Origin of the sequence: Mycobacterium sp. (assembly GCF_047975165.1) — a bacterium.
Classification (GTDB): domain Bacteria; phylum Actinomycetota; class Actinomycetes; order Mycobacteriales; family Mycobacteriaceae; genus Mycobacterium.
In genome coordinates this window covers 1-8,968 of record NZ_JBKECZ010000126.1, presented here as the reverse complement: position 1 = coordinate 8,968, position 8,968 = coordinate 1, and the positions used below count along the sequence as shown (strand labels likewise).

The window sequence follows — 8,968 nt, the reverse complement described above, 5'->3', positions numbered from 1 at the left end:
GGGGGCCAGCACCGCGACCTCGGCCATGGCTCCGCTCAACATGGTCAGGCCCAGCACCCGATCGCCCGGGCGCACGTGAGCGCCTTCGGGGGCGGAGCGGACGACCCCGGCGACCTCGGCCCCGAGCACGAACGGCAGCTCGGGCCGGTACTGGTAGAGGCCGCGAGTCAGCAGCGCGTCGGGGAAGGCCACCCCGGCGGCGTGCACATCGACCACCACGCCGTCGCCGGTGGGCTCATCGATATCTGCCAGCTCGATCGCGTCCGGACCGTCCAATCGGGTCACCCGTGCAGCGCGCATGCCACCTCCGTAGGAAATCCTGTCCCGTGTCCCGGGTAAATCTAGTCGGGGCGTCCTCGGGCGCCGTGGGGGGAACCGGTGCCTACTTCAGCTCTGCCGACGACAGGCCGAGCAGGCGGCGGGCCACCACCAGCTGCTGGATCTGCTGGGTACCTTCGAAGATATCCAGGATCTTGGAGTCGCGGCCCCACTTCTCCAGCAGCATCTGCTCGGAATAGCCGGTGGTGCCGGCCAATTCGACCGACTTCAAGGTGACGTCGGTGGCCATTCGGCCCGCCTTGGCCTTGCTCATCGACGCTTCCTTGGAGTTGGGGATACTGTTGTCGGCCTGCCATGCGGCCCGCAGTGACAGCAGGTAACTGGCTTCCCAGTCGGCCTCCATGCGCAGGAATTCGGCCGCGGCGGCACTTTGGGCGTGTGCGGGCCGGTCGTAGTCGATGTCGACCCCGGCGTCGGTGAGGATCTTGCGGATCTCCTCGAGCGCGGCGCGCCCGATGCCCACGGCCATCGCGGCAACGATCGGCCGGGTGTTGTCGAAGGTCTCCATTACCCCGGAAAACCCCTTGCCCTCTTCGATTTCGGGGTTGCCCAGGATGTTGTCCCTGGGACTGCGCGCGTTGTCGAAGCGGATGACCGCGGTGTCGGATCCCTTGATGCCGAGTTTGTGTTCGAGCCGCTCCACGGTGACCCCGGGGTGCTCACGGGGCACCACGAACGACTTGATGGCCGCGCGGCCCTTGGACCTGTCCAGGGTGGCCCACACCACGATGTGGGTCGCACGGGAGCCGGCAGTGACGAAGATCTTCTCTCCGTTGATCACGTACTCGTCGCCGTCGAGGGTGGCGGTCGTCGAGACGGCGGCCGAGTCCGACCCGAATCCCGGCTCGGTGATGGCCATGGCGGCCCAGACTTTGCCCAGGCGTTCCAACTGCTCTTCGGTGGCGACCGCCGAGATGGCCGCGTTGCCCAGGCCCTGGTAGGGCAGGGACAGCATCATCGCCACGTCGCCCCAGCTGGCCTCCATCGTCTGCACCAGCGCGGACATGGCGCCGCCGTTGTGGATCTGCTCCCGGTTCTCGTCGGCGTCGCGCAGCGAATCGGCGCCGGCGAACTCGAACGAACCGGCCGCACCCTCGAAGAGATTGATCAGGGTGTCGAGTTCGACCGGGTAGGCGTGCTCCTGCAGATCATACTTGCGCCCGATGGGGCGCATCATCTCGGCGGCACCCTGATGAGTCTTGGTGATAATTGCCTGCAACTTGCGCGGCAGTTCCAGATTGATTGCCATGGTTGGTCTTTCGCTCAAATGGGTGGGTAGGTCAGATGACGAGCACACCCTCGGCCACGCCGAGGGCCCGCAGGTCGCGGTACCAGCGTTCGACCGGGTGCTCCTTGGTGTAGCCGTGGCCGCCGAGCAGCTGTACGCCGTCCAGGCCGATCTGCATGCCCTTGTCGGAGCCGAGGCGTTTGGCCAGCGCCGCTTCGCGGGCGAATGGCAGGCCCTGCTCGGCGCGGGACGCCCCGCGCCAGGTGATCAACCGCAGCCCGTCCAGCTCGATGGCGATGTTGGCGCACATGAAGGCCACCGCCTGGCGGCGGGCGATCGGCTCGCCGAAGGCTTCGCGTTCCTTCACATACGGGATCACGTAGTCGAGCACCGCGTGCGAGGTGCCCACGGCAAGCGCGGACCAGCCCAGGCGGGACAGTGCTATCGCTTCGGAGTAGTCGGCGTCGCCGGCCTGATCCTCGCCCAGCCGGGCATGCAGCGGAACCGAAACCCCGTTCAGCTCAATTTGTCCCAGTGCCGCGGCGCGTATACCCATGCTCGGGTCGGACTTGACCGTCAGGCCCTGGGTGCTCGCCTCGACGATGAACAGTGCCGGCTTGCCGTTGAACTGCGCGGCGACGATGAAGATTTCGGCGTCGGCCGCGGCGACCACCAGCGACTTGACCCCGTCGAGCCGGTAGCCCGACGGGGTGCGCACCGCGGTGGTCCGCAGCCGGGTGGGGTCGAACAGCGGGTGTGGCTCGGCGATGGCGACACAGGCCTGCGGGACGTTCTCGCCGGCGAAGGCGCTGAGGTAGGTGGCCTGCTGGCCGGTACTGCCCCAGTGGGTGAGCGCGGCCGCTACGCCGCCGGGAGCCAGGATCGGTAGCGCCAGTCCCATGTCGCCGTAGGCCAGGGCTTCGGCCACCAGCACGTTGGTGACGCTGGAGCGGTGTTCGGCGATGCCGTCGAAATCCTCGGGAATGTTGATGGCCGTGATGCCGAGTTCGGCGGCCTTGGAGATCAGCTCCCGCGGGTAGTCCGCGGCGGCATCGGCGTCGTGTGCGGCGGGACGCAGGATCTCCGCGGCGAAGTCCTCGACGGTGTCGGCGATCATCTTCTGGTCGTCGTCGGGGGTGAGGTCGAAATAGTTCTTGCCGTTGGATTTCAGCCGCGCGGGTTCACCGCGCAGGCTCCGCACCCGCTCGAACTGGCGGGTGGTGGCCCCGGCGGTGGAGAACATCTGCTGCACGCCGAAGCGCAGGGTCCGGTTGAGCGGGTCGCGCAGGTGGTACTTGTCGAGGAAGTCCTGGCCGACGATGGGGGCCAGCATCGCCAGCGCGACGTCGATGCCGGTGCGCTTGTGCGGTTGCACACCGACGGCCGTCGGGCGGCCGCCGCGTTTTTTGGCGCGCGGGCGGGGGGATGTTTCGGGAAGTGTGGGGGTCATTGTCAGCAGCCTCGGTCGTTGGGGCGATGCGAATCACGGTATCTTACTCAAAAGTAAGATACGTAGCATTTGTTGCGGGTCTCACACCGGAGCCGGTGGGTAGCGCCGGTGCGCCGGGCGCCCCGGGGAGCCGCTATTGGGTCGCTATTGGGTCGCTACTGAGCCGCTACTGAGCCGGAGTCAGGCCGGCGAGCACCCGGTCGTGGAGCAGCCCGTTGGTCGCGACCGCACTGCCGCCGTGCGGTCCGGGCCGGCCGCCCAGACTGGTGAATGTCCCGCCGGCTTCGCGTACCAGGATGTCCAGGGCCGCCAGGTCCCACGGCGACACCTCCGGTTCGGCGGCGATGTCGACCGCACCCGCGGCCACCAGGCAGTACGACAGGAAATCGCCGTAGGCGCGTACCCGCCAGACGGTATCGGTCAGCGCGAGGAATTGTTCGCGCAGCCCCCGTTGCGCCCACCCCGACAGGCTGGAGAAGGACAGGCTCGCCGCGTCCATATCGGCGACCGCGGAAACCGACAGCCGGCGTGGCGGTCCGTCGCCGGCCGATTCGAACGCGCCGTGGCCGTTTGCCGCCCACCAGCGCCGCCGCAGGGCTGGGGCGCTGACCACGCCCACCGTCGGAATCCCGTCGTGCAGCAACGCGATCAACGTCGCCCACACCGGCACCCCGCGCACGAAATTCTTGGTGCCGTCGATCGGGTCGATCACCCACTGCCGTCCGTCGAAAGTGGCTGTGCCGCCGAACTCCTCACCGAGGATGGAATCGCCGGGCCGTTCGTTCCGCAGATGCTCGCGGATTTCGGTTTCCACGGCGCGGTCGGCATCGGTCACCGGTGTCAGGTCGGGTTTGGTGTCGATACGCAGGTCCAGTGCTCCGAACCGGGCGCCGGTGAGGGCGTCCGCGCGATCGGCCAGCCTCAGCGCGAGTTGCAGGTCGTCTCGGCTCATGTCAGCAGTCCTACCATGGCCGTGTGGGATGGGAATTCGGCGTGCTGCTGGTCTTGATCTTCGCTCTGGTGGTTGTGCTGGCCACGCGGTTCCGTCCGCGCGGGCTGCAGCGCGGCTTCGTCAATGGGACGCTGCTGGTGACCGGGGTCAGTCCTCGGCCCCCGGAGGGCGGGACGCAGTTCGTCACCATCGCGGGCGTGCTCGACGGCCCGACGGTCAGCGAACATGCGGTGTACCGGCGCATGGGCGCCGACGTCGACCACTGGCCGGCTGTGGGCCAGCTTCTGCCGGTGGTCTATTCGCCGAAGAACCCGGACAACTGGGAATTCGCTCCGGGCGACCCCGATGACGGCCGGCTGTCCGGTCACGACACCTAGCCGGCTAGGCCGGAGTCGCCGATCAAGAGTGTGCCGTCTACCGAAACAACGCGGAGCCACCGCTGCTCGGTTTCGACGGACCCGTCGGCACCGACGTACCGAAGCTGCGCGGTGACACTCGTGGCGTCCCGCGGTGCGACCGAGAGCACCGTCACCGACTGCACGGTCGACCAGAAGCCCAGGTAATCGTCCCATCCGGCGCGTTGCTGATAGCCGGCGTCCAGCTTCGGCCACGCCTCCGACGGGTGCGCCGGCAGCTCGCCGCAGTACCCGGTGACCAAGGCGCTCATCGTGTCGTAGGTGATCGCCGCGGCCGGCCCGGCCGGTGTGGCTGGTGTGGCCGGTGTGGCCGTCCATAGGATCATCGATCACCTGCTATGGAGCGGCGTAGTTCAGCGTGCCGACGACCATGTTGGTCTGCGTGATTGCCTTGTCGTCGACCATCCATCGGCTGATCCCGAAATCTGCCAGCAGGATCCGCCGCTGCTTCGACAGGGGCTGGGTGATCAGGATATTCGTGGGTTTGACGTCACGGTGCAGCAAGCCGTTGTAGTGCGCGTAGTCCAGCGCATCGGTCACCGCGGTCACAATGAGGGCCACTTCCCGCGCCGGCAGTCCGTTCGGGAGCTGATCGCGGAGCAGTCGGCCCGCGTCGGTGCCGTCGATGTAGTCCATGGAGATCAACAGGTGCCCGGTGTGCTCACCCCGGTCGTGAATTCCCACGATGGGCGGATGAAACAGGATGGTCGCGATCGCCCCCTCGCGGTCGAACCGGGCGCGGAATTCAGCGTCGGCGGCCATGGCGGCGGGCAGGACTTTCAATGCCTCGTGGCGCGGCAGCCTCGGATGCCGAGCCAGATAGATCTCACCGATCCCGCCGGAGCCGATCAGCCGTATGACCGGAAACCGGCGAACGCCTAACCCTCGTGCAGGGGCCATTCCCGGAAAGTAGCCGTTGCCGGCGCCGGGCATCGCCACGGTGCTTGTTTCCTATCGGCGCCCGCGATGAAGTAGGGTTTATATAAATCGCGTTGTATGTAATTTGGGTGATTTTCGAGCTGGAAAGGTGCGCGCCGATGGTCCGAGGCGAAACCGACCGAGCACAGAAATCCGGGGGTGTCGCCGCACCAGGATCGTCGGAAATGGGCGAGCTCGAAGCCGTCGAACTCGAGCTGGAAGGCTATCGCACCGAGATTCACCACGCCCACGACCACGTTGACGTCGAAACCTACGGCGGCGGGTTCGATCTCACCCGGCGGGCGACGGCCCCGCGGTTGCGGGTGGGCAAGGACAAGTGGTTCAACCTGCTGTGGCTGATTCCGATCGGGTTCGCGGCGCTGCTCGCCGCGGTGGCGCTGGGTAAAGGCCTGTCGCACGTGCCGTCCGTGCAATCCTTCATCGAGCGCTACCCGGGAAGCAACGACCACAACGTCCCTCCGGGCATGCCGCCCTGGATCGGCTGGACGCACTTCTTCAACCTATTTCTGATGATGTACATCATCAGGTCCGGGATTCAGATCCTGTGCGACCACCCTCGGTTGTACTTCAGCCGCAATTCCACGCCCGGCAAGGATGAGTGGCTGCGGGTGGGCCCGCCGGTGCCGGAGGGCTACTGGACCGCCAACGACGACACCGTCGCGCTGCCCCCGCAGTTCGGGTTGCCGGGCTTCCGGCACTCCATCGGCCTGGCCCGCTGGTGGCACCTGGGTGCCGACGTGTTGTGGCTGCTCAACGGCGCGGTCTTCTACGTGCTGCTGTTCTCCACCGGCCAGTGGCGCCACGTCGTGCCGACGAGCTGGGACGTCTTCCCCAATGCCGCATCGGTCGCCATCCAGTACCTGTCGCTGGACTGGCCGGCCGACAACGGCTGGAACGCCTACAACGGCCTGCAGCTGCTGGCCTATTTCACCACGATCTTCGTCGCGGCGCCGGCGGCGCTCATCACCGCCCTGGGAATGTCACCCGCGCTGTCGATGCGGTTCACCGCGATCAGCAAGCGTTTGAACCTGCAGCACGCTCGCTCGCTGCACTTCCTGGTGATGCTGTACTTCCTGTTCTTCATCCTGGTGCACGTCACGTTCGTGTTCGCCACCGAGGCGCTGCGCAACCTCAACCACATGTTCGCCGCGCGTGACGACGACAGCTGGATCGGGTTCGGGGTCTTCGCGATTGCCATGGTGGTGGTCGCGATCGGCTGGGTGGCCGCCACCCCGTATACCCTCCGGCATCCGCGTGTGGTGCAGCGCGTCGGGTATGCACTGATCGGGCCGTTCCAACGGCTGCTGGAGAACGTCAACCCCAAGCCCGGTGCGTTCACCGAAGAAGACATCTCGCCCTACTTCTGGCACAACGGTCGGCTACCGGACAGTGTCGAGTACAAGGAGTTCGAGGCCAGTGACTTCACCGACTGGCGCCTGCGCGTCAACGGCCTGGTGGAGAACCCCAGGGAGTTCTCCCTCGAGGACCTCAAGCAGTTGCCCTACCACGACCAGATCACCCAGCACATGTGCATTCAGGCGTGGTCGGGCGTCGCCAAATGGGGCGGGGTGTCGATGCAGTCGATCATGGATGTCGTCAAGCCGTTGCCCGAGGCCAAATGGGTGGCGTTCTACTCGATGGGCCTGGGTGCCACCGGTGGGATCTACTACAACGTGCAGCCCATCAAACAGATGAGCCACCACCTGACCATGCTGGCCTACAGAATGAACGACAAGCCCCTGACCTACGGCCACGGGGCGCCGCTGCGCCTGCGCAACGAGTTACAGCACGGGTTCAAGCAGGTCAAGTGGCTCAAGGGGGTCGAATTCCTGGCCCACTACGACGAGCTCGGCAGCGGCTACGGCGGCTACAGCGAAGACCACAAGTACTTCGGCCGGCACCAGACGATCTAGCGGCTCTGCCACGCGATCGGAGCCAGCGCGTCGAGCTCGGGGGTGTCGGTACCGGTGAGTCGCCGGTGCATCGCCCAGGCGATCCGGGCGCCCTGGATTTTGGCCTGCTCGGCGGCCGGTCCTTCGAACATTTCCTCGACGGTGGATTTCCACATGGTCAGCCATCGGACGAAGTGCCGGCCACTCAGCTCCGTTCGCTCATGCACGGGGCGGTGGGCGTCCATGGCGCTGCCCTTGTACAGGCCGGCGCGGAACAGCACGGTCGTCCAGAAGTCGGCCATGATCGGGATGTGCGACTCCAGGCCCTTGGCCCGTAGATCCGCGAAGGGTTCGGCCAGGACGTCGTCGACAAACGCCTTGCCGTAGAACCTGCGCAGCAGGGCCTCCACATCCGCGCGATCGGTCAGGTCGGTGAGCGCTGCGTCGTCCGGTACTTGCAGTTCAGTCATTGAGGGTCATCCTTACCAGGCACAATTGCGGTTCGACGAACGGTTGCAGCTCTGCTGTGACGTTCGAGGCGATTCCGTTGCCCCGTGCGGCCGGTACGCCGAGGAGCCCCTGCAGCAGCCCGTTGTGCATGGCGCAGCCGACCTCCGGGTAGTCCCGGGCGAAATCCCGGATCGGACAGCCGCGCAGGCGAATCGTCTGTTCGGTGTCAGCGGGCGCTGCGGTTGTGGGCAACGGCTCGGGGGCGAATCCCATGCGGGCGAAGGCTTTGGCGACCTCAGCGGCGTGGCCGGCGAGAACTCTCGATTGCGCGGCCGCGTCCTCTACGGGGTTTGCCGCGTCCCGGGCGGAGCTTGCTGTGGATTTCTCCGGTGCGGGTTCGGGCGTGATTCCCTGCGCCCACCGGCGGCCGATGGCCTCGGCGTGCCGGTGGCGTTCGCCGCTGGTGTCGCCGAGTTCGAGGGCGAGTGTCGCGGCCAGGCGCCGGTAGTCGAATCGCTCGGCCACCGCGCGATAACCGATGCGGGGGCGGCCCACTCCGGGGCGTGCGAGCCGGATTCGTTCGAGGATTCCTTCGTCGCACAGGGCGTCGAGGTGAAAGCGCACGCTGGTGGTGTGCAGTCCGGTCCGGGCGGCCAGCGCCGAGGCGTCCACTGGCTCGTCGCGTTCGCGCACCAGTTCGAGTATCCGGTCACGTTGGCGGGTGTGGCCGGTGCTGTGTTCAGACACCCCGCGCATCCTCCTGTCCAGCCATCCGGCGGCTATTTAGAGGAGTTTAATCATTAATATTGTCGGCGACAAGTTGCTCACCCGTTAACTCTGCGCTGAGGGCGCCCTGTACTGGCACTTTTGCGCCATGGGCGCAGTGTCGATACCGCCGTCGAGCTCCCTCAACGCTCTGGGGGCTAGGCGGTGGAGTGGGGACGGCAACGCTATTGGGTTGCGCCCCAAAGCACTTTGCGAAATACCACACGGGGCCGGGTGGGAACGGTTATCCTGTGGGTGCTTCCGCCGCCATGGGGCTCGCGCGGGGAATTGTGTAGGTCGAGAACGTGGAGGTCATTGTGAGTTTCGCTGGGTTGCCACCTGAGGTTAATTCGTTGCGGATGTTGTTGGGTGCCGGTTCGGGGCCGATGTTGGCGGCTGCGGCGGCGTGGAATGGCCTGGCCGAGGAGTTGGGTAGTGCGGCCAGTTCGTTCTCGTCGGTGACGTCGAATCTGACCGGCCAGGCCTGGCAGGGTCCGGCGGCGACGGCGATGGCCAATGCCGCCGCGCCCTATGCGG

Annotated in this window: 11 protein-coding genes; 3 read left to right on the top strand and 8 right to left on the bottom strand. The window is 66.5% G+C overall.

Annotated elements, in window-relative coordinates; all coding sequences use genetic code 11:
- From ACK5M9_RS12685 to hisN, 4 genes are all read right to left on the bottom strand, one after another.
- Positions 1 to 300: alcohol dehydrogenase catalytic domain-containing protein (locus ACK5M9_RS12685; RefSeq protein WP_416893525.1), on the bottom strand; the 300-nt coding region annotated here is incomplete at its 3' end.
- 82 nt (positions 301 to 382) lie between these two features.
- Positions 383 to 1,588, bottom strand: a complete 1,206-nt coding sequence (locus tag ACK5M9_RS12680) for an acyl-CoA dehydrogenase family protein (protein ID WP_416893524.1) — start codon at positions 1,586 to 1,588, stop codon at positions 383 to 385.
- 31 nt (positions 1,589 to 1,619) lie between these two features.
- Positions 1,620 to 3,017 carry an acyl-CoA dehydrogenase family protein gene (locus tag ACK5M9_RS12675; RefSeq protein WP_416893523.1) on the bottom strand — a complete coding sequence of 466 codons (1,398 nt, stop codon included), beginning with the start codon at positions 3,015 to 3,017 and terminating at the stop codon, positions 1,620 to 1,622.
- Between the two features lie 166 nt (positions 3,018 to 3,183).
- A complete protein-coding gene (gene hisN, locus ACK5M9_RS12670; protein ID WP_416893522.1) occupies positions 3,184 to 3,969 on the bottom strand; it encodes a histidinol-phosphatase in 786 nt (261 codons plus the stop codon).
- 23 nt (positions 3,970 to 3,992) lie between these two features.
- Here hisN and ACK5M9_RS12665 point away from each other — a divergent pair, with 23 nt between their 5' ends.
- Positions 3,993 to 4,346: a hypothetical protein gene (locus ACK5M9_RS12665; RefSeq protein ID WP_416893521.1), complete on the top strand. Its 354-nt coding sequence runs from the start codon at positions 3,993 to 3,995 to the stop codon at positions 4,344 to 4,346.
- Here the strand turns inward: ACK5M9_RS12665 and ACK5M9_RS12660 are convergent.
- Both ACK5M9_RS12660 and ACK5M9_RS12655 read right to left on the bottom strand, forming a co-directional pair.
- Positions 4,343 to 4,711: a hypothetical protein gene (locus ACK5M9_RS12660; protein WP_416893520.1), complete on the bottom strand. Its 369-nt coding sequence runs from the start codon at positions 4,709 to 4,711 to the stop codon at positions 4,343 to 4,345. The genes ACK5M9_RS12665 and ACK5M9_RS12660 overlap by 4 nt on opposite strands.
- Positions 4,712 to 4,721: 10 nt before the next feature.
- Complete coding sequence (locus ACK5M9_RS12655) at positions 4,722 to 5,285, bottom strand: serine/threonine-protein kinase (protein ID WP_416893519.1); 564 nt, start codon at positions 5,283 to 5,285, stop codon at positions 4,722 to 4,724.
- 203 nt (positions 5,286 to 5,488) lie between these two features.
- Here ACK5M9_RS12655 and ACK5M9_RS12650 point away from each other — a divergent pair, with 203 nt between their 5' ends.
- Complete coding sequence (locus ACK5M9_RS12650; protein ID WP_416893518.1) at positions 5,489 to 7,237, top strand: molybdopterin-dependent oxidoreductase; 1,749 nt, start codon at positions 5,489 to 5,491, stop codon at positions 7,235 to 7,237.
- Here ACK5M9_RS12650 and ACK5M9_RS12645 read toward each other — a convergent pair.
- The gene (locus ACK5M9_RS12645) at positions 7,234 to 7,686 is read right to left on the bottom strand and encodes a group III truncated hemoglobin (RefSeq protein WP_416893517.1); all 453 of its coding nucleotides are present in this window, start codon (positions 7,684 to 7,686) and stop codon (positions 7,234 to 7,236) included. The genes ACK5M9_RS12650 and ACK5M9_RS12645 overlap by 4 nt on opposite strands.
- Positions 7,679 to 8,413 carry a helix-turn-helix transcriptional regulator gene (locus ACK5M9_RS12640; RefSeq protein WP_416893516.1) on the bottom strand — a complete coding sequence of 245 codons (735 nt, stop codon included), beginning with the start codon at positions 8,411 to 8,413 and terminating at the stop codon, positions 7,679 to 7,681. The genes ACK5M9_RS12645 and ACK5M9_RS12640 overlap by 8 nt, the downstream gene beginning before the upstream one ends.
- A gap of 335 nt (positions 8,414 to 8,748) precedes the next feature.
- Here ACK5M9_RS12640 and ACK5M9_RS12635 point away from each other — a divergent pair.
- Positions 8,749 to 8,968, top strand: a 220-nt coding sequence (locus ACK5M9_RS12635) for a PPE domain-containing protein (protein WP_416893515.1), incomplete at its 3' end; no start/stop codon positions are given.